Source organism: Variovorax sp. LjRoot175 (genome assembly GCF_964253805.1).
Classification (GTDB): Bacteria; Pseudomonadota; Gammaproteobacteria; order Burkholderiales; family Burkholderiaceae_C; genus Variovorax.
In genome coordinates this window covers 1-23,637 of sequence record NZ_CAXURY020000002.1, presented here as the reverse complement: position 1 = coordinate 23,637, position 23,637 = coordinate 1, and the positions used below count along the sequence as shown (strand labels likewise).

Annotated in this window: 25 protein-coding genes and 1 pseudogene; 21 read left to right on the top strand and 5 right to left on the bottom strand. The window is 62.0% G+C overall.

Annotated elements, in window-relative coordinates; all coding sequences use genetic code 11:
* Positions 1–9 precede the first annotated feature (9 nt).
* Genes ACSQ89_RS29970 through ACSQ89_RS29955 form a run of 4 tightly spaced genes read left to right on the top strand, consistent with a single transcriptional unit; the run spans position 10 to position 3,409 of the window.
* The gene (locus ACSQ89_RS29970) at positions 10–903 is read left to right on the top strand and encodes a branched-chain amino acid ABC transporter permease (RefSeq protein WP_436296660.1); all 894 of its coding nucleotides are present in this window, start codon (positions 10–12) and stop codon (positions 901–903) included.
* Positions 896–1,921 (top strand): branched-chain amino acid ABC transporter permease, encoded by a 1,026-nt coding sequence (locus ACSQ89_RS29965; protein ID WP_436296659.1) that lies wholly within the window; start codon positions 896–898, stop codon positions 1,919–1,921. The genes ACSQ89_RS29970 and ACSQ89_RS29965 overlap by 8 nt, the downstream gene beginning before the upstream one ends.
* Complete coding sequence (locus ACSQ89_RS29960) at positions 1,918–2,709, top strand: ABC transporter ATP-binding protein (protein WP_436296658.1); 792 nt, start codon at positions 1,918–1,920, stop codon at positions 2,707–2,709. The genes ACSQ89_RS29965 and ACSQ89_RS29960 overlap by 4 nt, the downstream gene beginning before the upstream one ends.
* Positions 2,702–3,409, top strand: a complete 708-nt coding sequence (locus tag ACSQ89_RS29955) for an ABC transporter ATP-binding protein (RefSeq protein WP_436296657.1) — start codon at positions 2,702–2,704, stop codon at positions 3,407–3,409. Before ACSQ89_RS29960 ends, ACSQ89_RS29955 begins: the two co-directional genes overlap by 8 nt.
* Positions 3,410–3,464: 55 nt before the next feature.
* On the opposite strand, the pseudogene ACSQ89_RS29950 reads toward ACSQ89_RS29955, so the two are convergent.
* Together ACSQ89_RS29950 and ACSQ89_RS29945 are read right to left on the bottom strand one after the other, a co-directional pair.
* Positions 3,465–3,602 (bottom strand): annotated as a pseudogene (locus ACSQ89_RS29950) (aspartate 1-decarboxylase); the annotation flags it as partial.
* The gene (locus ACSQ89_RS29945) at positions 3,574–3,696 is read right to left on the bottom strand and encodes a LacI family DNA-binding transcriptional regulator (RefSeq protein ID WP_436297257.1); all 123 of its coding nucleotides are present in this window, start codon (positions 3,694–3,696) and stop codon (positions 3,574–3,576) included. The gene ACSQ89_RS29945 and the pseudogene ACSQ89_RS29950, both read right to left, overlap by 29 nt.
* A gap of 1,671 nt (positions 3,697–5,367) precedes the next feature.
* On the opposite strand from ACSQ89_RS29945, the gene ACSQ89_RS29940 reads away from it, so the two are divergent.
* The 6 genes from ACSQ89_RS29940 (at position 5,368) to ACSQ89_RS29915 (ending at position 9,994) form a co-directional block, all read left to right on the top strand.
* Positions 5,368–5,667 carry a hypothetical protein gene (locus tag ACSQ89_RS29940; RefSeq protein ID WP_436296656.1) on the top strand — a complete coding sequence of 100 codons (300 nt, stop codon included), beginning with the start codon at positions 5,368–5,370 and terminating at the stop codon, positions 5,665–5,667.
* A gap of 23 nt (positions 5,668–5,690) precedes the next feature.
* Positions 5,691–6,926 carry an ImmA/IrrE family metallo-endopeptidase gene (locus ACSQ89_RS29935; protein WP_436296655.1) on the top strand — a complete coding sequence of 412 codons (1,236 nt, stop codon included), beginning with the start codon at positions 5,691–5,693 and terminating at the stop codon, positions 6,924–6,926.
* A gap of 182 nt (positions 6,927–7,108) precedes the next feature.
* Positions 7,109–7,489 (top strand): hypothetical protein, encoded by a 381-nt coding sequence (locus ACSQ89_RS29930; RefSeq protein WP_436296654.1) that lies wholly within the window; start codon positions 7,109–7,111, stop codon positions 7,487–7,489.
* A 5-nt stretch (positions 7,490–7,494) separates the two neighbouring features.
* Positions 7,495–7,935, top strand: a complete 441-nt coding sequence (locus ACSQ89_RS29925) for a hypothetical protein (RefSeq protein ID WP_436296653.1) — start codon at positions 7,495–7,497, stop codon at positions 7,933–7,935.
* Positions 7,936–7,955: 20 nt separating this feature from the next.
* Positions 7,956–8,444 (top strand): hypothetical protein, encoded by a 489-nt coding sequence (locus ACSQ89_RS29920; protein ID WP_436296652.1) that lies wholly within the window; start codon positions 7,956–7,958, stop codon positions 8,442–8,444.
* Positions 8,441–9,994, top strand: a complete 1,554-nt coding sequence (locus tag ACSQ89_RS29915; RefSeq protein ID WP_436296651.1) for a ThiF family adenylyltransferase — start codon at positions 8,441–8,443, stop codon at positions 9,992–9,994. Before ACSQ89_RS29920 ends, ACSQ89_RS29915 begins: the two co-directional genes overlap by 4 nt.
* 364 nt (positions 9,995–10,358) lie before the next feature.
* On the opposite strand, the gene ACSQ89_RS29910 is transcribed toward ACSQ89_RS29915, so the two are convergent.
* Positions 10,359–10,916 (bottom strand): hypothetical protein, encoded by a 558-nt coding sequence (locus tag ACSQ89_RS29910; RefSeq protein ID WP_436296650.1) that lies wholly within the window; start codon positions 10,914–10,916, stop codon positions 10,359–10,361.
* 552 nt (positions 10,917–11,468) lie between these two features.
* Between ACSQ89_RS29910 and ACSQ89_RS29905 the strand changes: the two genes are divergently transcribed.
* The 10 genes from ACSQ89_RS29905 (at position 11,469) to ACSQ89_RS29860 (ending at position 19,787) form a co-directional block, all read left to right on the top strand.
* Positions 11,469–12,137 (top strand): hypothetical protein, encoded by a 669-nt coding sequence (locus ACSQ89_RS29905; protein WP_436296649.1) that lies wholly within the window; start codon positions 11,469–11,471, stop codon positions 12,135–12,137.
* Complete coding sequence (locus tag ACSQ89_RS29900) at positions 12,125–12,403, top strand: hypothetical protein (RefSeq protein ID WP_436296648.1); 279 nt, start codon at positions 12,125–12,127, stop codon at positions 12,401–12,403. Before ACSQ89_RS29905 ends, ACSQ89_RS29900 begins: the two co-directional genes overlap by 13 nt.
* Positions 12,373–14,295 carry a Mu transposase C-terminal domain-containing protein gene (locus ACSQ89_RS29895; protein WP_436296647.1) on the top strand — a complete coding sequence of 641 codons (1,923 nt, stop codon included), beginning with the start codon at positions 12,373–12,375 and terminating at the stop codon, positions 14,293–14,295. The genes ACSQ89_RS29900 and ACSQ89_RS29895 overlap by 31 nt, the downstream gene beginning before the upstream one ends.
* Positions 14,296–14,304: 9 nt before the next feature.
* The gene (locus ACSQ89_RS29890; protein ID WP_436296646.1) at positions 14,305–15,177 is read left to right on the top strand and encodes a TniB family NTP-binding protein; all 873 of its coding nucleotides are present in this window, start codon (positions 14,305–14,307) and stop codon (positions 15,175–15,177) included.
* Positions 15,174–15,899 (top strand): TniQ family protein, encoded by a 726-nt coding sequence (locus ACSQ89_RS29885; RefSeq protein WP_436296645.1) that lies wholly within the window; start codon positions 15,174–15,176, stop codon positions 15,897–15,899. Before ACSQ89_RS29890 ends, ACSQ89_RS29885 begins: the two co-directional genes overlap by 4 nt.
* 372 nt (positions 15,900–16,271) lie before the next feature.
* Positions 16,272–17,627 carry an AAA family ATPase gene (locus ACSQ89_RS29880; RefSeq protein ID WP_436296644.1) on the top strand — a complete coding sequence of 452 codons (1,356 nt, stop codon included), beginning with the start codon at positions 16,272–16,274 and terminating at the stop codon, positions 17,625–17,627.
* Positions 17,628–17,629: 2 nt separating this feature from the next.
* A complete protein-coding gene (locus ACSQ89_RS29875) occupies positions 17,630–18,184 on the top strand; it encodes an HAD domain-containing protein (protein ID WP_436296643.1) in 555 nt (184 codons plus the stop codon).
* 9 nt (positions 18,185–18,193) lie between these two features.
* The gene (locus ACSQ89_RS29870; protein ID WP_436296642.1) at positions 18,194–18,574 is read left to right on the top strand and encodes a hypothetical protein; all 381 of its coding nucleotides are present in this window, start codon (positions 18,194–18,196) and stop codon (positions 18,572–18,574) included.
* Positions 18,571–18,909, top strand: coding sequence for a metallophosphoesterase (locus ACSQ89_RS29865; protein WP_436296641.1), 339 nt, complete (start codon positions 18,571–18,573; stop codon positions 18,907–18,909). The genes ACSQ89_RS29870 and ACSQ89_RS29865 overlap by 4 nt, the downstream gene beginning before the upstream one ends.
* Positions 18,910–19,184: 275 nt before the next feature.
* Entirely contained in the window at positions 19,185–19,787 is a 603-nt protein-coding gene (locus tag ACSQ89_RS29860; protein WP_436296640.1) for a DUF4238 domain-containing protein, read from the top strand.
* Here the strand turns inward: ACSQ89_RS29860 and ACSQ89_RS29855 are convergent.
* Both ACSQ89_RS29855 and ACSQ89_RS29850 read right to left on the bottom strand, forming a co-directional pair.
* On the bottom strand, positions 19,781–20,944 hold the full coding sequence (locus ACSQ89_RS29855; RefSeq protein ID WP_436296639.1) for a mandelate racemase/muconate lactonizing enzyme family protein: 1,164 nt from the start codon (positions 20,942–20,944) through the stop codon (positions 19,781–19,783). The genes ACSQ89_RS29860 and ACSQ89_RS29855 overlap by 7 nt on opposite strands.
* A gap of 39 nt (positions 20,945–20,983) precedes the next feature.
* Complete coding sequence (locus ACSQ89_RS29850) at positions 20,984–21,961, bottom strand: Bug family tripartite tricarboxylate transporter substrate binding protein (RefSeq protein ID WP_436296638.1); 978 nt, start codon at positions 21,959–21,961, stop codon at positions 20,984–20,986.
* Between the two features lie 154 nt (positions 21,962–22,115).
* Between ACSQ89_RS29850 and ACSQ89_RS29845 the strand changes: the two genes are divergently transcribed.
* The gene (locus tag ACSQ89_RS29845; protein ID WP_436296637.1) at positions 22,116–23,039 is read left to right on the top strand and encodes a LysR family transcriptional regulator; all 924 of its coding nucleotides are present in this window, start codon (positions 22,116–22,118) and stop codon (positions 23,037–23,039) included.
* Positions 23,040–23,637 lie beyond the last annotated feature (598 nt).

The following is a 23,637-nucleotide window of genomic DNA, read 5'->3' as shown; positions in this document are numbered from 1 at the left end:
AGACACACCATGGGCGAACTGCTCGACTGGTTGCAATTTGTCCTGGCGCCACAGGCCATCAACGGCGCGTCCATCGGCGTCGCGGTGGTGCTGATGGCGCTGGGACTGACGATCATCTTCGGCTTGCTGGACGTGATCAACATGGCGCACGGCGAGTTCTACGCCATCGGCGCCTACGCCGCGGTGGCGCTGCTGGCCGTCGGCCTGCCCTTCTGGTGGGCGCTCGCGCTCACGCCGGTGCTGATGGCGGTGGTGGGCTATGCCTGCGAGCGGGTGCTGATCCAGCGGGTGTTCCATTCGCGGGAACGCCACACGCTCACGCTGCTGCTCACCTTCGGCCTGGCCATCATCCTGGAAGACGTGCTGAAGCTCGCGTTCGGTGCCAATCCGCTGCGGCTGGAGTCGCCGATCGCGGGCGCGACCGAGATGTTCGGCCTCTTCTTCCCGAACTACCGGCTGTTCCTGATGGCCTTCGGTGCGGTGGTGATCGGCGCGGTATGGCTGGTGGTGTTCCGCACGCGGCTCGGCGCGATGGTGCGCGCCGCGGCGTTCGACCGCCACATGGCGGCTTCACTCGGCGTGCCGGTCGGCGTGGTGTATGCGGGCACCTTTGCGTTCGGCGTTGCGCTGGCGGCGCTGGCGGGCGTGCTGCTGGCGCCGATCTATTCGGTGTTTCCGACCATGGGCCGCGACTTCGTGCTCATCGCGTTCTCGGTGGTGATCATCGGGGGCATGGGGTCGATCAAGGGCGCGGTTGTCGCCGGGCTGCTGCTGACGCAGGTGCAGTCCATCTCGAGCCTGTACATCTCGCCGGTGTGGAGCGATCCGCTGCTGTTCGGGATCATGGTGCTCACGCTGATGTGGCGGCCGCAAGGCCTGTTCGGGAGGCTTGGCCATGCATGAACTGACGGCAACGGCAGGCGTGCTGACTACCACGCCGGCAAAGAGGCGCAACCCGATCCGCTGGCTCGCGTTCCTGTTCTTCGGCCTCGCGCTGGTGTTCGCCGCCATCGCGGGCGTGCAGGGCGACGTGTTCTTCTTCCGGCTGGGTACGGAGGCACTGATCTTCGGGGGTCTCGCGCTCTCGGTCGACCTGCTCTTGGGCCGCACCGGCCTGCTGCCGCTCGGCCAGGCGCTGTTCTTCGGCTTCGGCGCCTATGTTTCGGCGCTGGTGCTCAAGCAGGGCCTGCCCTCGTTCTGGCTGGCGATGGCGGTGGTGCTGGCGAGCACCACGCTGGCCGGCCTGGTGGGCGGCGTGATCGCGATCCGCGCCAAGGGCGTGTATTTCGCGCTGATCAGCTTCGGCCTGGCGCAGGTGGTCTCCAAGGTGGTGTTCAACACGCGCGAACTAGGCGCATCGGACGGCCTCATCGGCGTGCCGGTGCCGCAGATCTCGCTCGGCCTGGTCGGCGTCGATGCCGCCAGCCCGGGCGGATTCTTCCTGTTCGTGCTGGTCTTCATCGCCGCGCTGTACGCCGGCCTGACCTACCTGATGGAAACCCCGTTCGGCCGCCAGTTGGCCGCCATTCGCGCCAACGAGCACCGTGTGCGCTTCCTCGGCTTCGATCCGTGGCGCTACAAGCTCGCAGCGTTCGTTCTGGCGGCCAACGTCGCCGGCCTGTCGGGCGCGCTCTACCCGATGCTGCGCGGATTCGTCTCGCCGGAGCTGATGTTCTTTCAGGTGTCGGGCAACGCGGTCATCAACGTCATCGTCGGCGGCACCGGCACGCTGATCGGCGCGCTCTACGGCTCGTCCATCCTCACGGTGCTGAAGTCGGTGGTGGGCTCGTTCACCGCGCACCACCAGCTCGTGATCGGCGCGATCTTCGTGATGGCGGTGATCTTCTTTCCGAAGGGCCTGATCGGCTATCTGGTGCCGGCGCTCGAACGGCGCTGGGCGCGCAAGGAGAACCCATCATGAGCGCGGTGCGTCAATCAGTGGCGTCGGCGGCGCGCGTCGACGCCATTCTTTCGGTGCGTGACCTCACCGTGCGCTTCGGCTCGCTGGTGGCTGTGAACGGCGTGAGCTTCGACGCCCGGCGCGGCCACATCACTTCGGTGATCGGCCCCAATGGCGCGGGCAAGAGCAGCCTGTTCAACCTGATCAGCGGCGCCTTCCGGCCGAGCGCCGGACGCGTGGTGTTCGACGGGCACGAGGTGACGGGCGCGAGCCCGGATCGCATGCTCGCGGCGGGCCTCGCGCGCTCGTTCCAGATCACCAACCTGTTCTTCGAGCTGCCGGTGCGCGAGAACCTGCGGCTGGCTGCGCAGTTTCTCGCCAAGGGCCGCGGGCTGCTGAGGCCGGTCGCTTCGGGTCGCGCGGCGCTGCAGCGCGTGGATGAGCTGATCGAGCGCTTCGGCCTGCAAGCCAAGGCTGACGAACTCGCGGGCTTCCTGTCGCACGGCGAGCAGCGCCGACTCGAGATCGCCGTCGCGCTGGCGGCACGGCCGCGCATGCTGCTGCTCGACGAGCCGACGCAGGGCATGAGCCACACCGACACCCAGGAGACGGCGGCCATGATCCGCGGCCTGGCGGCCGAATCGCTGAGCATCCTGCTGGTCGAACACGACGTCGACCTGGTGATGAACCTGTCGGACCACGTGGTGGTGATGCACCAGGGCCAGAAGCTGGCCGAAGGACCACCGCAGCAGGTACGCAGCGACCCGGCGGTGCAGGCTGCCTACTTCGGAGACGCGAACCATGCTTGAACTCAGCAACGTCCATGCGCACTACGGCCTGAGCCATGTGCTGCAGGGCATCTCGATCAGCGTCAAGGCCGGCGAGGTGGTCGGCCTGTTCGGCCGCAACGGCGTGGGCAAGACCACGGTTATGAAAACCATCGCCGGTTGGCTGGCGCCGAGCGAAGGACGCATTGCCTTCGACGGTACCGACATCGGCGGCAGCGCGTCCAACATCATCTGCCGCCAGGGCATCGGCTTCGTGCCGGAAGACCGGCGCATCTTCCCCGGCCTGACGGTCGAGGAGAACCTGATGCTCGGTTTCATGCAGGTGCCGCGCCGGTCGAGCACCGAGTCCAGGCGCCGGCTGGACGAGATCTACACTCGCTTCCCTCGCCTCGGCGAGCGCCGCACACAACTCGGCACCACGCTCTCCGGCGGCGAGCAGCAGATGCTGGCCATGGCGCGCGTGCTGGTGGGACAGCCAAAGCTGCTGTTGATCGACGAGCCGACCGAGGGACTGGCACCGAAGATCGTCGACGAGATTTTTGAACTGATGGAGGGGCTCCGGCGCGACGGTATTCCGATCGTGCTGGTCGAGCAGAACGTGCGCCGCGCGATCGAGCTGACCACACGCTTCTATGCGATCGAGCGCGGGCAGGTGGTGGCGACGGGGCGTGCCGACGTGGCGACGGACCGGGAGGCGCTGTTCGAGCGCATCGCGGTCTGAGAGAGGCTACTTGTTCACGCAGTTGAGTACGCGATGCGGTTCATGTAGCGCAAGTCGCGATGATGCCGGTGCCGCGCTCGCCACGGATCGCATAGGTCACAAAGCGTTCGCCGTTGTTGATGTTCCAGATGTGGACCTGCTCGTTCTAGGCCAGGTCGGCGGCTTCAGGCAGGTCTTCGTCGATGGCGCACGTCAGAAACCCAGTTCTTTCCCGCTAGCACCCTGGACACGGTTCCTGGGGAAATTCCAGCGTGACGTGCGACGTCCAGAACCGTTACTCGCTTCATTTCGGAAAGTAGACCCAGTTGCTTCAAAAATGGTAGTGCTTGCTTCAAGAACCGGCCTGATTTTTCTCGGATTTCTCCGACGATCCGTTGATGGACCTCTCGCGGAGAGGCGTGAGGGCTCCCAACCTTCGGATAGGGGGCTCGAGACGCTTTTAGTGTCGCAAACCCGTGGTGAGCGGACAAATACTGTCGCAATCACGCTCGACTTGCGTCACCAAAGCCGGGTAAGTCCTTGTCGCGTCTTATGAGCCAATTGAAGGATCGGTGTCGCGTGACACGGGTGTCATGCGACACAGTAGTTGAGCCGACGCGACACTGTTTGTGCTCCAGTTCTCGGATGGTGAAAACATCCGCCGTCCAAGGGCCGATGAACGCTGGACCCGCGGCGAGTACAGTTTCACCTTCTGCTCGCGCCAATCATCGATCCGGGTGTCGCGCGCGCAGATCGTTCGAGTGCCATCATGGACGAACTGGTCCGGGACTGCTCTTTCGGCAGGAGTGGGACTTCCAGGAGACCGATGGCCACGGGGGCTATGCCGGGGTTCATCTCGGCCGGGGCGAGTTTTGCTGCAAGCTGCTGCTGGCAAAGTCGCTCCCGAGTAGGGGCCACCTTGATCGCCATGCTCCGCGAGAAATGCGTGGCCTGGTACTCGACTGGCAATTCAGAAACTCCAACGACAAGACCTCGCCGCGGTGACATAGGAGGCCGGTTGTTCGACCTTCGGCCGCCGGCGGCGCGTGGAACGTTCGCCCAGGTCGGTCCAGAAAAGATGGTGCAATCGGATCGCGAACGGAACTGTCCATCTTTTAATCGGGTATCGGCGCCAGGGGTCCCGGAGCCGAGTTGCCCGAAGTGGGACCCCAAGCCAGGGAAGGAATCGCCCAAACCCGGAAGTTCATCACGACGCTCCCAGTTTTGCTGCCTGCCATTGGTTGCCACGGGCGCTTGAACCCCGACTACAGTCGTCCCTCGAGTTGGTTCGCGCGTCGCAACCCGCTTTTTTAGACCTGTCGAACGAGGAGGCATGTATGTCCAAGTCGAAGTTCATAAGGGACTCCGATACAGAACTGGACGGCCGGGAATGGGGAAAGTTCTTGGCATGGACGAGGGCATCAGGCCGCACCGCGTCTGAGGTGGAGCAGCGCTTCAACGAGCTTGTTCGCGCCGGAAACCGGAACGCTGTCGCCGCGGAGCTCAAGATGCCTCGCCCCCCGCGGCCGACGGAGGGCTCGCTGGCCGAGAAACTCCTCGTGCTCCCAACGACTGATGTGTTGGTACGGAGGCACCGTGCAAGCGCGCACTAACTTCGCAAGCTCGCGGCTGTCCGCGCCCGTTTCCTATCGACTTCACAGAAACACCGCCAGAAGGCGAGGAGACAATCAGCTATCCGCTCGGACTGAGTAGTCGGTCGGTATGTCGAGAGGGCGCCTCGCCCCCGCGCGCTGCGCCACTAGTAACTGTCGCCAAGCGCGCCACAGTTGTGGCGGCAGTAGTAGATGCGCATCGGACAGCGCGCCCCACAGGCGCCAGCACCGAGCCTGATGCCGCCCCCAAGCGCCGTGGCAGTTGACGCCGGCCCAAATCTAAACTTCCCTTTTTCCCAGAAGGCCCAAGCCGATATTGCTTCTCCATTTTGGGCTGTAGTATGATTCCCCATATTGAGAACCATCATGCAGCTTTACGGCGTCGTCATCCTGAACGAGTTCGCTGCCGCGCACCCGGAGTGCCGCGGGCACGTCGCCGCGTGGCGGGGTGAAGTGGAAGCAGCGACCTGGACAAACTTGCGGCAACTGCAGGAGCGCTACATCACCGCCCAAATTGCCAAGAGCGGGCGCGTCGTCTTCCGATTGCTCCAAGGTCTGTACATGGTGGACACGAAGGTCAGGTGCGACAAGGGCATCGTCCTTGTCCAGAACGCATGGGTCGACGGCCAGCCGGCGAAGGCCGCGACCCGCTCGTCGAAGAAATAACCCGCACACGGAGAGGCAGCACCATGACTTCACAAGTGCGCATCATCAGGACCCAAGGGGAGTACCAAGAATCACTCAAGCGCCTGGGCTCCCTGATGGATGGCGACTTCAACCCAGGTTCCGAACAGGAAAACGAGTTCGAATTGCTGCGCTTGGTCATCGGCGCTTACGAAGCTGAGCACGCCAAACGCCCGCCCACCGACCCCATTGAGGCCATCAACTTCCGCCTCGAGCAACAGGGTCTGACCAAAAAAGACCTGGTGCCCTATATCGGGTCGATGCCACGAGTGTCGGACGTCCTGGCCGGCCGGCGTCAGCTGACCGTGGCGATGATGCGTCGCCTGCACAAGGGGCTAGGGATTCCGGCGGCATCGCTGATTGGCGATGGCGACCTCGGTGAAGAAGTCGGCGGCGAGGCCCCGGACTACGACTACACCAAATTCCCGCTGGTGGAGATGATGGACCGCGGCTGCTTCGGCGGCATCAAGTACGGCCTGGCCAAGCTGCGCGAGAACGCCGAGGAACTGGTCGCGCCGCTGCTGCGCCCGCTTTGCGGAAATGCCCACGCGCCAGCACTGCTGCGCGCACCGCTTCATCAGAGCGGTTCGCGCACCATGGACGAACACGCCTTGCTGGTCTGGCGCGTGCTGGTGGTGAACAAGGCCCGCAAGTCACCGCCGCGCGCACCGTTCAAGCCTGGCAGCGTCACGAGCGCATGGCTGCGTGACCTGGCCAAGCTCTCCGCCTTCGACGGAGGCCCCCGCTTGGCGCACGAGTTCCTCAGCAAACACGGCATCTGCTTAGTCTTCGAGAAGCACTTCTCCAAGACCTACCTGGATGGAGCCGCGATGCTGGATGGCGAGCAGCCCATCGTGGCGTTGACGCTTCGACATGACCGATTGGACAACTTCTGGTTCGCGCTGCTTCATGAGCTCGTGCACGTTGCCAAGCACCTGCGTGGGAATCACCTGTTCATCGCCGACAACCTCGAAGACAAGACCCGAAAGGGTGAGACAGAGGAAGACGAGGCCGATGCGGGCGCACAAGAGGCTCTAGTACCAGCCAAGCTGTGGTCCAAGGCTGCGGTGACCACCTCGCACCAACTGAGCGACGCTCTCGACCTCGCCCGTGAGGCGGGCGTCCATCCGGCCATCATCGCCGGCCGGCTACGGCACGAAACCGGCAACTGGCGCCTGCTCTCAAGCCTGGTAAGCGATGCAGGTTCTGTGCGCCAGTACTTCGAGGAGCAACTCGCATGAACGATACGTCACGCATCGCGGCCACGTGCCGGGTTGCCCAAGTAGCAAGCCATGAACGGAGTTCTATGCCCCAGAAGTAGAAAGCGGCCGAATACCGGAGTACTCGACCGCGGACGACTCGCTGCGTAAACAGTTCATCCTTGCTTGGTAGGCGGGAGCGATTGTCTGCAGTGACCTCTGCAATGTCAAGGAACGTCCGTGCCGGCCTGGCAGCCGGCGTAGTGTTTTTCAACATTCATGAGGTTTATATGCAAGCAGTCCAATCTGCGGGCGACGATGTCGCTCACCATCACGACACGCTGGTCCTGCGTGTGCGCTACCTGGCTTCGCCGAAGCCCTATGTCGACCCCAAAGCACTCCTGACGGAAACGCTGGGGACCCTCAAGCCGGTGGTACTCAACCACTTCGGTCTCGTCGAAGGCCCGGTGGACGGTGGACGCAAGGAATACGCGTTCTCCGCCCATGGCGTCATTCAGAGCAACCTGGCCGAAACCCTGGGCAATCTGGCCCAGGGCAAGCACCAGCTTGAACTGAAGTTGCTTGAGCAGTTCATCCAGGGGTAGCGGCCATGGCAACCGACTTCGAGCTGGCGCTCTTTGAGCAGCAGCTTGAAGAAGTCCTCGCGTTGCCAGAGGCATGTCGCTGGAGCCTCGAGCGGGACATCTCCGTCCCGCTCGGGGTCTTCGCGATCATGCATCCGCTGAGCAACCCCGAGGAGCTCTTCAAGGCCCGGCTGCGCTGGAACGACCTGATGAAGGCGCCGTCGCTGAAGTTCATCGACATGACGACCGGAGGGGAGAACAACCCGGCGGCGTGGCCGAAGTGCTTCGGGTTTCGGCCTGGCTGCCTGGACGCCTGCCTGCCGTGGACCGCGGAAGGGCACGGTCTGCACAGCGAGTGGGCCCATTCCGCCGCCAACGCCTTCCCGAAGGTCGAGGCGCCGGTGCAGTACGCACTGCTCCATGTCCAGTCATCGCTGGACAACTCGTTTCAAGGAAGGGGACCGTGATGCATGAAACAACCTGGACCTTGCCGGCCGACCTGCTTGATGTGTCGGTCGACGTGATGCGGCCACACGGTCTCATCGGCAACGAGGGCCTCGCACTTTGGCTCGGCAGCTCAGACGGCAACCAGGCGCGGGTCACGCACCTGGTGGCGCTGCGTGGCGGCGGCTTTCATGCGTCGCCAGTCCAACTGCGGCTGTCTTGGAATGCAATGTCGCGGCTGACCGACCTGGCGGACGAACTCGGCACCTACCTGGTGGGCCAAATTCACTCGCACCCTGGACGTTTCGTCGACTTGTCCGACGTCGATCGGAAGTACGGCATTCGATGCCAGGACTTCCTGTCGGTCGTGTGCCCCCATTACGCCCAGCGTACGGTCTCGGGCCTCGAGGAGTGCGGCGTCCATCTCTTCGATGGTGGCGGCTACCGACGTCTCGGCACGGCCGAGGTTGCGCGGCGCATCGAGATTTCTGCCGCGACGGTGGATGTTGTGAACCTGGAGGTGCCGGCATGAATTCCGCTAGCGATGTGGCGTCGAGTCGGCCCCTGGGTGTTGCTGAAGGCCTGGGAAGTTCGCTGCTTGACGAGGCCATCATCTTTTCTCGGCCGGTCATCCTGACCGGCGAGCGCCAGATGCTCGCCACCCAGAACGGGCGCTGGTGCCTGCTCAACAGCCTGCGACTACTGTCGCGCATCGTCGGGCCTTTGACCGTGGTGCTGCCGGGCGGTCTCGAAGCTTTCGAGACGGAGGTTCGGCAGCTTGCCGCTCGCGTCTGGACCAAAGGCACGGTGACTATCGTAGGCGAAGGCGCTCCGGTCGCACTGGAGTCCGCGGCTGCCATCCTCAACATTGGTGCTCGTTTCGACCCTCGTCTGCCATGGACCTCCATCAACTCGAACGGGTGGGTGGCGCGTGTGTCATCCGGGCCGACGCCCCTGCCTCCGGACGGCGACCAGAGCAATCCGATGGCGGCGCTGATGGCGGCATCCTTTGGTGTCACCGAGGTCTTCAAGCGCGTGTACGCAGTTCCCCGTAACAAAGCACCGTTGCTCGATGCAACGCAGTTCTCGCTGTTCGAGCTGAGCACGTCGCCAACGGGTCTCGGCCCGCCGCTATCCACCGCGATTTCGCTTCCTGACACCGTGATGGTCGGCGCAGGTGCCATCGGCAACGGCATCGCCCTACTGCTGTCGCAACTCGCGGTGCGTGGCCGCCTTCTCATCATCGACAAGCAAGACTACGGGCGCGAGAACCTGGGCACCTGCACCGTGCTCGACGATGAATCCTGGCTCGCCACCTCGAAGGCCGAGCGTTTGGCCGCGTGGCTCAACCGTCCTGGTGGCCTTCGCTGTACCGGAGAACAGGCTTTGGTGGCGGACGCGCGCTCGGGTGAGTTTGTGCGCGCCATGTCCGTCGAGTTGGTGCTGAACGGCCTGGACGACATTGGCGCCCGGCACGACGCCCAATTGCTTTGGCCTTCTGTGCTCGTCGACGGAGGCATCAATGCCGTCGGCGCGGCGGTCATGACACATCGTCTGGACCGCCCGCACGGTGCCTGCATGCGGTGCTCGTTTCGCCTGCCGGTCGGCGACGAACGCAAGCTTCAAGCGAGGGCGACCGGGCTCAGCATGACATCGCTCAGCTCCGACCTGAGCCGGCCTCTGACGGAGCAGGATGTTTCAGACGCGGAGGAATCCAAGCGCACTTGGCTGAGTGAACGGCTGGCGCAAGGTAAGACCGTCTGCGCGACCATCGGCGAGGCCCAGTCACGCTCCTTGGGACTGGGCATTGAGGAGGGATTCAACCCGTCAGTTCCGTTCGTGGCCACCGCGTCGGCGGCGCTTGTGGTGACGCAGGCGCTGAAGTCGCTGCTCTACCCAGACGCTGAGTTCACGCAGCGCTTTCAGATGGAAAGCCTCGTCATCGGACCGGAGGCTTCTCTTGGCGTGCTGACGCGAGCAGACCCGAGTTGTGAATGCGTGGTACATCGCTCCGTCATCGACAAGGTCGCCTCTGCACGGCGCATGCGGCAAGCCGCGAGCGGGTCGATTGCTGCTGCTTGAAGGGGCTTGTCCGTTTCTCACGGCCTCCGCAGTGCGGTTCAGGCTCAGGTGGGGCCGCTCGCTTGACCGCCCTGTGGAGCTGGCTGGAAGCGGACAAGCGCCTGCTTGGATTCCACATGTCGCTCGCCAGGCGCATGGACCTCACGGCAGCCGACGCCAGTACCCAAAACACGCAATCACCGGTCCTTGGCTCGCCTCGATGGCCCCAGAAACGCGAAATGTGCTCCGCGCCTGACGCCTTCACTTTGGAGCATGGCGACCAAGCACCCACTGCTCCCTACATAGACCCTGACGAGGCGGCCAGCCACCGACAAGCGGGGTGGCATGCCAAGGCGACCTAAGACCGGACATCACGAGGCCATTCTCAGGCTCGAAGGCCGCTGGCTGGTAGGAGGCCGCGGCGCTTTGTGATCAGGCGACCTGAATCAAGCGCCTTCTTGAGGGAATCAGGGGTGTCGAGCATTGCGCGCCGTAGCGGAGCTTCGACCCAAGCGTCGAAGGTTACTAGGCCGGCAGCCAAGTGTGTTGGCATGAGCGCCGCGAAGATCGCATCGATCTCTTTCGCTGCATGCAGCCCCCTTGCCGCAGCGCATGAACCTTGCTGCGTTAATACGTAAGGCCGCTTGCGCAGATCATGGCAATCTCCGCGCATACGGTCGTCGTCAGTGAGGCGCCGAATGTGACCGCTTGCGAGCAACGCGTTAGCCTGCTTGCGGACGCGATCCGCTGGCGTTCGCATGCGAATCGCAAGCTCCGACGCCGTTGCACGCTGAGTGTGGTGGCCGGTTGCGTCGAGTAGATGCAGACAGATCAACAGTTGCGTGGTGTTCCTAAGCCCCGCAGCCGCGGCAGCATTGCAGAGCATCATCTCCGCGAGCCCACCGGCTTGAACAAGCAAAAGGAGCAAGTTCCTCTTGGTCATGAAACGCCTCGGTGACGGGACTTACAAGAGAAAACAACTATGAAAAAAACCGGAATGTTCCGGTTTTCTTGTCCACGCTTTCAGTACGTCTGCGTAGTTCAGACGGCGGTGCCAGTCGGAGAATTCTCCGATTGTCCGTGCCAGACTGCCTCAGCGGAGTCCAACATTTTTGTCGAGCAGTAGAGGCGTTTAGCTACTTGCGACGCCACTGGCGACCACGAAATACTGGGCGCATGACTTGCCAAGCAGCTCAGTCCTCGAGGGCACGTCGACTTGTCGAAAGCAACTGGCCAGGGCAGGCCTTCGCTTCAGTGTTGGCAGCCCCTTGCCTATCTATCCCAGGTCCGCGAGGCGAGGGCTTCGTTCATCGCACCCCCTGGCAAGAAAGGAGGTAGATCACTACGGCGATTCACCAGCATCCTCACCGGACCCCAGCCGCAGTTGGAGCTGCTGCTGGGGCCTAGATCAGAGAAAGCTAGCGGCAGCCTTCAGCCTAGAGAACTGAAATCTAGCTGCGCTTTCTCTGTGGGTCAACTTTTTCCGGAGAAACCCATGAAAGCAGCTTTGGCGCAAGTGCGCCGCATGTCTTGGGCCACCACAGGAATCCTGGCGCTTGGCCGGGATGTCCACGCGGAACTCGCCAGCGTGAACGAGCGCGTCACATTCGAAGCGCTGCGAATGGCTGTCGATCTGCTAAGGATCGTTGCCAAACCGGCTCCGATCGATTGGATCGACTCAACCATGCAGAAGCGCCAGTACCGCCCCGATGCGCTGGCGTGGCCCTACGACGGTCCGCCGACCTTCCTCGAAATCAAGCCGGCGGGAATGCTTGATTGGCAGCATGTCCTGCGACGCAAGTACGAAGCCATCGGTAGCTACCTTCAAGTGGAAGGTCGATACCGGTTCGGCTTGGTGGAATGGAGATCCAATAGCGTGTTCGCGCGCAACGTCTCGCGGCTCTCACGCTACTGGGCGGTTGAACCGGAAGGCATTGCCACAGATGCCTTCTCACGCATCGGCCGACGCACGATCACCTTGGGTCAACTGTTTGATCGCGTGGATGTCGCTCAGTGGAACAAGGTCTATGCAGCCATCGCCAACCAAGAGTTGGCCGTGGATCTTGAGAAGGCGCCTCTATCCCGAGCTTCGCACCTGTGGCTGCCGACGCCCGAACGGCCTGCGCTCAGGCTCGCTGACCTCGTCAACACATGGTGGGCCTAGTCGTCGCGCTCGACGACGGCATCTACCACGTGACCCTCTCGATCGGTGCGCAGTTGCGACTGCGCCGGCTCACGGACGGTCGCGTGCGCTGCTTGCTCGTCGAGCAACTCCGAATCCTGATCGCGCGCCGCGGTGTGGTCGTGCTCGCACGACGACCCGGGCGTTTCTCAGAAATGACTGCGCAGGCGCTCGTCTCCCTGCAGGCGCGCCTGCCCAAATCCCAAGGAGATCTGTCATGTTCATTCAACCCGTTACCGGAACGATGATCGCAATGCAGGGACAGCAACTGCTCTTTCACTCCGCTCCTAGCGGCTTGGTGCAGTTCGAAGCCGTTGAAACTGGGGAGCTCTTCAAGTGGACCCACGAGGAGTTCAGGAATGCGGTCGCTGCCGGCGAGATCACTCAGATCACGACCGTTGCGACCTCGACTTCGATCCAGGTCATCGACAAGCCCCCGACCGGACACGAGAGCATGCTCATCGGTCTGACAGAGCATGAATGTCGGGAACAAGCGCGTCGGATGTTCGCCTATATGACCTGGAAGAAGTCCGGGCTTCACCTGAGAAAAGACGCTCCCGCGGTCAAGTCTCTCGTCTCCGAGGCCTGCGAGGCCGGCGGCTTCAAGGCTGTCACCACGTGGCAACTTATCGTGATCCATCAAAGGGTCTGCCGCCACCGCGACGTTCTATACGCATGCACACCTCAGCGAAAGGGGACAACGACCGGAAGCTACCGTATCGACGCTCGAGATGAAGGGCTCCTCAATACCGCGATCGACGAGCACTACCTCAAACAGGAGCAGCCAAGCATTGCCTCTGCTCATCGTCACTATCTGCGCCTGCGCGAAGACGATGAGCGGATCAATGGGCCATTCAAAGGACTGCCTGCCTCGTTGCGGACCTTCGAGCGGCGTGTTGCTCGGTTGGACAGCTTTCAGCGGACCGAGCGGCGGCAAGGACTAGACGAGGCAAGACGATCGCATCGCGTTTCCCGCGGCGCATACATCGATGTCGATCCCATGGAGATCGGCGAGATGGACGACTGCTACCTGCCTCTGATGGTGGTGAGTGACGATTTCACGCGGGCGCTTGGAGTTCCGCGCCTGACATCCTTGAGAGATCGGGGGACGGGGTTTGTTCCGTCATTTTTCCTGTGGTGTGGCGACGTCTCGACCTTCACCAGCTTGGCCACCCTCAGGAACCTGCTCACTGAAAAGACACATTACCTCGAGAAGGCCGACCTTCCACTGGATGCTTGGCCGTACACCGGCCCCTTCGGCACGATCGCCACCGACCGCGGAACCAATCTGACCGCCGAAGGCTTTGTCCGTGCAGCCGTCGCGATGGGCTCCGCGGTGCAGTTCCTGCCGCGTCGGACCCCTTGGGGCAAGCCCTTCGTGGAACGCTTGCATGGATATATCTTGGAGTACATCGCCAATGAGCTGCCCGGCCGGCTCTTCGATGACGTGCAGTCTTTTCGATCGTACAAGGCAGACGTCAAGGCGGTCATCCCGCTGAGCGCGTTGATCCGCATCTTGGTCCACTTCTTCGTGAATGTCATCAATGGCGTTCCGCGACCAGGGCACCGAACGACCCCCACGCAGGAGATGTCCGCCTGGCTGGCCGATCACCCACCTGCAATCCCTTGTGATTCCCGAGCCATCGACCTCCTGACGGCGATGCCTATCGAGCGCAGCGTCAACCAAGAAGGGATTCGGTGGGAGAACCTCCACTACGTGAGCGATGAACTCGCTGCCGTGGTGCGACGCATTGGGCACGGCGCCAAGGTCACCGTGTTCGTCAACCCTGGCGATCTGGGTGAGGTATCAGTGGTGGATCCGCTAACTCGCGAACCCATCCGGGCGCATTGCACGTGGCCCGGCTACGCGGGTGGAATCTCGCTGCCGGAGCATCAACTCCTGTGTCGTGAACTGAGAAGAAATCGTGAGCGGATTCGGCTGTCAGCCCTGATAGGTCTGCAACGCCGCATTCAAGAGGAGCTCGAGGCGGGACGGCTGGGCAAGAAGAAGTCCGCGCTGGCGATCAAGAGCGAGCGCATGCAGCAGTCGAGCCAAAAGGCCCCTGCGGCGAAATCGGCTGTCTCGACGGTGCCCGCCGTCAACTCCAACCAGGGCGTGCTTGATGCCATCTTGTTCTAAGGAGTGATCATGAAAACCCAAATCAAACCGAAGGCTGTCTTTGATGGCGCGACTTGGCTCGAAGCCGCCGTTCAGGTTCTTCAGATGGCAGAAAAGTTCCACGAGACGCCTGCCCTCGAACTCTTTCTCAAACGAGTGGAGTACGCAGCCATGAGCGTCGCGCACGGACTTCCTGCCGAAGGCGTCTGGCTCTTCGGGGCTGCTGGCGCGGGAAAATCCACAGCCTTGAAGGAGGCTTGCCGCAGATTGTCTGCGAGACCCGGGTTGCGCTCGACGCGCTCTGCGTTGCTCATCACCCTCCTGCCTGGTCCGACCATGTACTCGATCGTGCGCCAGCTTCTCTTAGCACTCGACTACCCCATCTCCTCGTCGCGGACTTTCGTGGAACGCGTGGACGTTCTGTTCGAAGCGATTCGCTCCGCCCACGTCAGGGTCATTTTCATCGATGAGGTCCAACACGTCTGCGAAGGCAACCGGGTTGCCCACCTTCGAGAGATCCGCGATTTCCTGAAGCGTCTCGTTGACGAGACCAACGTTTGCCTGATCCTCGCGGGCATCGAATCAGCGAAGCCACTGCAGAAGTCAGATGAGCAGCTGGCTTCTCGGATAAGCGGCGAACTCACGCTGCGATTCGATTTCAAGGGGAACGAGACGAAAGCCTTCGGCCGCGCGGTCTTGGCGGGATCGCCGATACCGTTTACCGCTGACGCTGTGGAGGCCGTGCTTGAGTTCTTGGCCAGGCGAGAAGGTGCGAGTCCGAGGCTGCTGGTGAAGATCGGGCGGGAGGCGATCAAGATCGCCGCATTGACCAAGTCATCCACGGTCGAAGTGCCGCACGTGACGCATGCGGTGAGCCTGCTGTTTCTGGGGCAACCAGAATGACGCCCGCTGACAACCTCTACGCCGAGGCCGCTCGGCGACGGATGAAGGGCCGTCCGTTTCCTCATCACGGTAGTCTCTATTTGACTCCTGTACCAGTACCCAAGGAGGCAGCGACTTCGTGGTTGCAACGGGTGGCAAAGGCCCATCGGATTCCATGGACCGGCTTCCGTCGACTGCTCGGGTTGGGCAGCGGGTTGGATCCGGATTTCGGCTGGCCTTGGGAACTGGAGTCGTCGGCTCGCTTCCTCGCGACCACAGCCGATCAACTCGCCCAGTTGATGGCTTGGCGATGCAGCTTCATTGCCCAGGCACGGCCAGATGGCGTTGTGACGGGCGACAGCAAGGTGCCTCTGTTCTCGCTTTGCCGAGCGTGTGTCGCCGAAAGTCGTGTCGTTCACTACCGGATCGAGTGCCGATTTGGGTTCGTTCGCCTCTGTCCGAAACATGGAACGACCTTGATGCGGGTGAATGGGGGGCGGTCGCTAGCGAGCTTGGAATGCGCGGAAGTTCAAAGTAGCTCGTTGTGGGGGCTGAGCTCCCCCGAACCGCCCAGTGTGCAGAGGCGTCGGGAGCGGATGGCGTTCGAAAAGCGGATCTGCAGGGCCTTGTACGTTGGGTACGAGCGCCATCCGACATTTGGGATCGTGCCCGCGCAGACCTTACTTGCCGTCGAAAGGATTCGGGTGCTGGGCGCGCGACAAGAAGATCCGAGAGATCCGTAGCTCAGCTTGCCGTGCTTGGGGCTGTATGAGGGCACCTGGGCTCAAGACCGGCTGAGGGTGCCGCTTATTGCGGCGACCGACTTGACGTTAGGTGGGACCTGGGAGGTAGCAGCTTGCGGCTTTGGCTTGAGGGGCGATAGAATTTTGGTGCACCCAGCTCCCCAAGCCTTACCAAGACCGCGCCATGCTGCAGTTCTCGACCCTCACCGCCAAACGCGTCGCTATCGACGCGCGCATGGCTGTGCGCATGTCGATTTGCTCGGGTTCCTCGACCCGTGCCTCGAATAGGGCAGTAGCGGCGACGTCGCCTCTCCTCCACCTCGTGTCCCCGTCTTAAGGAGCTGACCAGTCGGCTCCGCCAAGGAGCCCCGAATGGTCAGCAAGAACAAACGAAGCAAAGTTCCCCCGGGATTCGGCGTTCACAAAGCCGCCGGCGACTTTTCCGAGCCTTCTGAACTCCTCTTGCCGCTATGGGTGCTAGAGCAACTCGAGATCGAACAACTCGAACTCGATCGACTGCTGCGTGAAGAGGTTGCACGCAAAAGAGCTCAAGCAGATGCAGCTCACAAGGCAAGGGTGGAAGAGGATTGGCGCTCCCGGCCTCCAACGCCTCCACCGCCCCCAGTCGCTAGAAACCTGACGCCATTTCAGGCGGCACAAGCGCTGACCGTCCCAAACGAGGTGCCGCAGGCGCCTCCGGATACCGTCGCGGTATTCGACTGGGATGCGGCACGTGAACGGTTCGAGTCGTTGAAGAAGCACCCCTCCGCAGTCGAGCGAGAGATCATCACCAGAGATCTTCAGCACTTTGCCAAGGCCATGGCCAATGGACCGTGGCGCTCGGTCGCGCGTGTTGCGACCTGGCGGGAAGATCTCAAGCGGCTCGCTGCTGAGATGCCAAACTTTGCGGCAGTTGTCGATGCGATCCAGCGTGCGATGGCTCTGGCTGATCTGTCGGGCCGTCCGGCAACGCCTCAGCCCGTCCTTCTGCTTGGCGCACCAGGCGTCGGAAAGACGCACTTCACGCAGCGTCTGGCAGAGGTCCTGCAGACCACGATCCACCGGCAGCCGTTTGACAACCCGCAGTCCAACTCGGCCCTGCGCGGCTCGGAGCGGCACTGGGCAAATTCGGCCGTAGGCGCCCTCTGGGAGCTCATCGTTCTTGGCAAAAGGGCCAACCCTGTGGTCCTGCTCGATGAGCTCGATAAGGGCGCCCATGGAGGGAATCACTACCGCCCGGTTGATGCGTTGCTCTCCTTGCTCGAGCCGGCCACGGCGTCGAAGGTGAAGGATGTCAGTGTCGACTTCGAGTTCGACGCGAGCCACGTGGTCTATGTGGCCACGGCAAACGACGCCGAGCGCATCAGCGAGCCGGTGCGCTCGCGCTTTCTTGAGTTCTTCATCGAGGAGCCGGACGTCGACGGTCGTCTGGTGCTCGCGCACAGCATCTTCCAGGCGACGCTCGAACGCATGGTGCCGCGGGAAGAGGTGCGGGCAACGTTCGCTCGGCCAACGGACCTTCAGATCTGCCGCCTGGCGTGGATGACGCCGCGCCAGATCCGCATGGTCAGCGAGCGCGCCTTGGGTGCGGCCGCCTACGAGGGGCGTCGTCACTTCGAGGATCACGACTTCGATGCCCCCAGGCCGCGCGCGGTGGCTCCAGCGACCTCTCAAAGGCCTAAGGATGGCGACGGTGATGAGATCTCTGTTTTTGTGGTCAGGAGTTGAGGATGGACACGCGCCAGGTGATCCTGTTTCTCGACTTTGACGGAGTGCTGCACCCGGAGGGGGAGGGGCACCTGCCCAACGACGGCTCGGACTTTTGCTTCCTGCCACGCCTGGAGCAGTTACTGCGCGAGTTCCCGCACGTGAGGATCGTCATCAGCTCGAGTTGGCGCGAGCGGCTTTCCTACGAGACGCTGCTGAAGCCGTTCGCGGAAGACATCCGCGCTCGGATCCTCGGCGCGACGCCCCCCAGGACGTTCGGCCGTCCTCACCCGTTCGCCCATCGCGAAGAAGAGATCCTCGCCTGGCTCCACCTTCACGACGCGGTCGATGAGCCGTGGGTGGCCCTTGACGATGCCGAATGGCAGTTCGACCGGCACAAGGACCACTTGGTCGTCTGCGGATCCTTCGTTGGCTTTGACAGTGAAGCCGAGGCGGCCTTACGTGCGTTCACTTCGAAAGATCTCTCCCATGAAGACCCTGATTCAGTCCGACCCGCACCTCGAGTTTGGGCACGAGGTGTGATGTGCGCGCCCTTGATTGCAAGGATTGATCTCTGAGGAGCAGCAATGACGCTTGAAGAGAAGTTCCCCCCGCCACGACCTTGGACGTCGGATGAAAGGATCATGAAGCTAGGGCATATGCCCACCAACTACAGCACCACGCCTGCGTTGCGCTTGCAGGCTGTGATTGAGGCTGGCGAACTGATCGCCCAGATAGGATTTCAACCGTACGCCCACTACGAGCTTTTCGGCGGGCCGGTACCTGTCAACCTCCAAATGGCCGCGCGTTGGGCATTGACGCACTTTCCGCCACCTGGAGAGATCCTGGATGCCGTCAAGGGTGAGTACCCGATCGGGAAGTGGCTTGCCATCGATCCATTGACGATGGATAGGTGGCTCAACCCCGGCGTTCAATGGCGGGAGCGGGAGCCAGGAGACGACTTTTGAAGCTGCTCATCCTGTCTGACCTGCATCTGGAGTTCGAGACTTTCGAGCCTCCGCAGGGGCTCGAGTTCGATGTCGTGGTCCTCGCCGGAGACATCCATTCGCCAGGCCGGCGCGCCGTCGAGTGGGCAGAGGCGCGCTTCGCCGCCAAGCCGGTGGTCTACGTACCGGGCAATCACGAATACTACGACAGCCGTATGGACCAAGCCCTGGCCGAACCACGGTCGCCATGCATATATCGTGATCTCTATGACACTGCCCTTGAGCCAGCTCCGAAGTCGAAACGTCGCGCAAATGAACGCGATAGTCGCATGTCCCTGATTTGGGCGCCGATATGAGATCCACATCATGTGGCAATAATCACGAAATCGATCCTGATATCCAACGAAATCGCCGACATAGCGCCTCCGTCGCTAGAGTGCCGGGCAAACCGGTCGACGCTGCCATGCAAGACAATGACGAGGAGAACACAAGCCGCGACGCAAGAAGGCCAGCCCGGCGGATGCCAATGATTGACGTAGTGTCGAGGAAGTCATTCTGAGGGGTTGCGCTGCATATCCGAATTGCGGGGGAGCCCCTCGCCGCCGATCTCGATCGTTCCTGACTGCAAGCAGTGGCAACCAACAAGAACCAACACTTTGTCCCGCGATGCTACTTGCGTCCGTTCACCCTCGACGGTGCTGATGCGGCCATCAATTTGTACAACGTAGATCGAAAGCGTTTCATCCCGCGAGCGCCCGTCAAACATCAGTGCTCGGGAGACTACTTCTACGGACAGGATCCGCTCCTGGAAGCGGCGATCCAATCAGTCGAGAGCGCGTACGCCAATGCGCTTCGGCAAATGCTTTCGCCTGGCTATATCCTCCTCGACGAGCATCGCGACACGCTAAGAAAGTTCTGGCTGCTGCAGCACCTCCGTACGGAACAAGCGTCCCAAAGGTCGGTAGAGATGGCTCACGCAACTGAGACTGTCGCGGGCATCGATAGTTCGAGCTTTCGACTGAAAATCCGAGAGGCCGTTCTCTTGGCTATGCGCATCTTCGCGCAGTCGATGCACAGCGTTGACGATCTCAAGGTCTGCCTGGTTCGGAATCGAACTAAGATCCCTTTCGTGACTTCGGATGATCCGGCCATCTTGGCCAATCGCTGGCATCAGCAGACGCAACGAGCACTTGGCCACTCATTTGGATTGCACTCAGCTGGCGCTGGTCACTGATCGACCATCGAGCCGTCAAAGTGCGGCCGCATCGTGATCGGCTTGGACAACGGTGGTCGGATCTTCTGCGCATCCGGCAGCAGGTTCATGCCGAGGCCCGGGCCGGTCGGGATGTCCACGAAGCCGTTCAGCGGGAGCGGCACCTTGTCGACGACGTTGCTGCCCAAGTGCTCCGGGCGAGATTCGAAGACGCCAGCCTCGAAGCCCGTGGCGTACTCCTGGATCGCGAAGTTCGGGATCGCGGCGTCGAGTTGCAAACATGCGGCCAGGCCGATCGGCGACAGCGGGTTGTGCGGCACCACCTGGACGTTGTGGGCTTCCGCCATGGCGGCCACTTTCTTGGCACCGGTGATGCCTCCGCACAGGCACAGGTCCACCCGTGCGTACTCGACCCCACCACGCGACAGTAGCGCCTGGAACTCGTAGATGTTCGAGAACCGCTCGCCGGTGGCGATCGGAATATGGATCTTCTCGGCCACTCGTGCCATGGCATCTGCACTTTCTGGACGAATCGGATCTTCAATGAACATCGGGTGCGTGTCTTCAATACCGCGCGCGAAGACGACGGCCTCGGCCGGCGTGAGGCGGCGATGAATTTCGATCAGCAGGTCGACTCGATCGCCGACGACTTCGCGCATCCGACGAGTGTTGTCGATGGCATCGCGCATCTTCTTGATGTGCGTCTTGAAGTACACCTGATCATTGCCTTCGTCGAGGAAAGGATTCAAGTGCCCGAATGCTGTGAAGCCGGCTTCCATCTTGATCTGGCACTCTTCGAGCATCTTCTCGATCGAGTGCTCGTAGATGTGGCCGTAGATGCGCGCCTTGGTGCGCACGGCGCCACCGAGCAGCTCGTAGATCGGCACGTTCAGTGCCTTGCCCTTGATGTCCCACAACGCCATGTCGATGGCCGAGATGGCCGCATTGATGGCCAGCCCCTGGAAGTAACTGAAGCGGTGCATCACGTTCCAGTGGTGCTCGATCGCGAACGCGTCCTTGCCTTCCAGATATTCCCCGAAGCGAAGCATGCACGCGCCCGCGGCCTCAATGTGGCCCCAGGTACCGGCTTCGCCGTAACCGACGATGCCTTCGTCGGTAGAGACTTTGACGAACATGAACTGCCCGACGTGAAGGGGTTCAACCTTGGTGATCTTCATGATTTGCCTTTGAGAGCGTGGATTCGACTTGAGTGCGCTTCAGTTGTCGTTTTTGATGCCGGCCTTCTTGATCAAGGCCGACCATTTCGCAGTCTCGGACTCGACCTTGCGGCGCGCGCCTTCCGGGCCCATGTAGAGCGGTTCTGCGCCGCCAGTGACAAGCTTTTGCATTGCCTCGGGATTCTTCAGGGCAGCGTCTGCCGCCGTGCTGATCGTCTTGATGACAGCCTCTGGCGTGCCGCGCGGCGCCGCCAAGCCGAACCAGTTGCTGACCACAAAACCAGGAAGCCCGGCTTCAGGGGCGGCCGGAACGTCGGGCAAGATGGCCAAGCGCTTGTCACTGGCGACTGCTAGCGGCCGCAACTTGCCGGCGAGCGTCGCGACGGTTGGCGCTGCTGTAACCAGCATGTCAATCTGACCGCCAAGCAAATCCTGCAGCGCCGGCCCAGAACCCTTGTAGGGCACATGCTGAATATCGAGTTGAGCTAGCGACTTGAATAGCTCGCCCGCCAGGTGGGGCCCGCTGCCGACGCCGCCCGAGCCGTAGCTGAGCTTGCCGGGATTGGCACGCGCGTAGGCGATGAATTCCTTCAAGGTCTTCGCGGGAACCTTGTCGTTCACCACCAGCACGTAAGGGGTCTCGGCCAGGATCGCGATGGGCGTGAAGGCCTTGTCGGGGTCGAAGCTGAGATTGGGGATAAGCGCACCGACGGCAGTCGACGTCATCTCGTTCATGTAGAGCACATGACCGTCGGGTGCGGCCTTCGCGGCATATGCCATGGCGATCGTGCCGCTGGCGCCCGGCTTGTTCTCGACGATGAAGGTACCTTTTGTAGCGGCACCGAGGTATGTCGCCGCCACGCGAGCGACGAAATCGGTCGTTCCGCCCGGCGAATACGGCACGACAATGGACACAGGCCTTGTCGGATAGTTGGGGGCTTGGGCCAATGCTGCGAGCGGTAGTGCTGCAGCGATGGCCAAGACGGCGCGCCTGCTTGAGCTGAACGGACGGGTCATCGATGTCTCCTGATTCATGGTCTCCAAACCCGCACAACAGCACTCTGGCTTGTCGGTACAGATGCCGTCTCGAAACCGGCGAGAGAACTTTAAAGCTGGCCAGCACCTAAGGATCGCCGGAAAATGCAATGCATTGTTGTGCTGGAGGCTACGAATGTCAGGTCAATCATCCGCGTCGTCGGAGATGGAATTTTTCAGCCTGCTGATGCGCAGCGGCAGTCTCGCCATGGCGGCTCGGGAGCTGGGCGTCACGGCCCCCGTCGTGTCGAGACGGCTGGGCCAACTGGAGGCACGGCTTGGCGTCACCTTGCTGAACAGGACCACTCGGAGGATCGGGCTGACCACCGAAGGAGAACTCTACCTAACGAGTGCGCGACGCATCCTCGCGGACATCGATGACGTCGAGCGTCAGTTGACGCAATCGACGACCAAGCCAACAGGACTTCTAAGGATCAACGCCACCTTGGGCTTCGGGCGCAATCAGATCGCGCCTCTAGTGTCCAAGTTCTGCAAGGCGCATCCCCAGGTGCAGGTCCAGTTGCACTTGTCTGTCAATCCTCCCCCATTGACGGACGATTCGTTCGACGTCTGCATTCGATTCGGGGAACCACCGGATGCACGCGTCGTGGCGCGGCTCCTTGCCCCGAATCGGCGGCTGCTGTGCGCCTCACCGTCATACCTCGAACGCCGCGGCACCCCCAGGTCACCACGCGAGCTTGCAGCGCACAACTGCATCAGCATCCGTCATGGGGAGGATGCCTATGGCGTCTGGCGTCTGCGTTCTGGGCGTCGAGAGGAGGTGGTGAAGGTTCAAGGTGCGATGAGCACCAACGACGGGGACATTGCCGTGAAGTGGGCATTGGACGGTCACGGCATCTTGCTGCGCGCCGAGTGGGATCTGGCAAGGCACCTCCTCACTGGTCGTCTCAAGCAAGTGCTGGCGAACTACGAAACTCCGCCCGCGGACATTTATGCCGTATATCCACATCGGCACCAGTTCGCGGGGCGGGTGCGCGCGTTTGTGGACTTTATTGCAGCTGCATTCGCACGAGACCTTCACCAGAGTTCGACGTCTTAGGTCGCGTCGGGCCTGGCGGCGCCGAAGCCAGGATGCCCCGGGACGTATGCGCCTGGCCGCGTTCCGATGAAGGTCCCTCAGTAACGTCGGCAGTTGGCCGACATGAGTCATCGGTCGGCGCGCGGGTCAGGAGTGCTCCCGCTGCAACTGAGACACTCGTGACCACCTGCGGCAGGCAACTGAAAAGATGATGATCCGGAGCCCGGCTACTGCAATTTGACTGAAAACTTGAATGACTTGAATGATTGATTGACTGAAAAGTTCGATGAGTTCCTACACCCCTGGCTGGTGTAGGAAAGCAGCGAACATTTCAGTACCGCTCCTGGGTGCCTCAAAAGCCAAGGCACACACTTTTCACTGATCTCCAAAGGCCAACATTTCAGTTTCCTACGAGGGCCGTGGGTGTGGGCGTCGAACGCGTACTATCGGAGAGCATTTATCTGACGCCGTGCCGACGCTGATCGAGCGCGCTGGTGTTGCGGCGGCAGATAAACGTCGATGGACTGAACCGCCGCTCGGCGATGGCGTGCGGGGCTGTTGGGGAATGTAAGGTTCAGACGCGGTGACGGTAGTAGGTGCTGGGTGTGCAGGCGTGAAG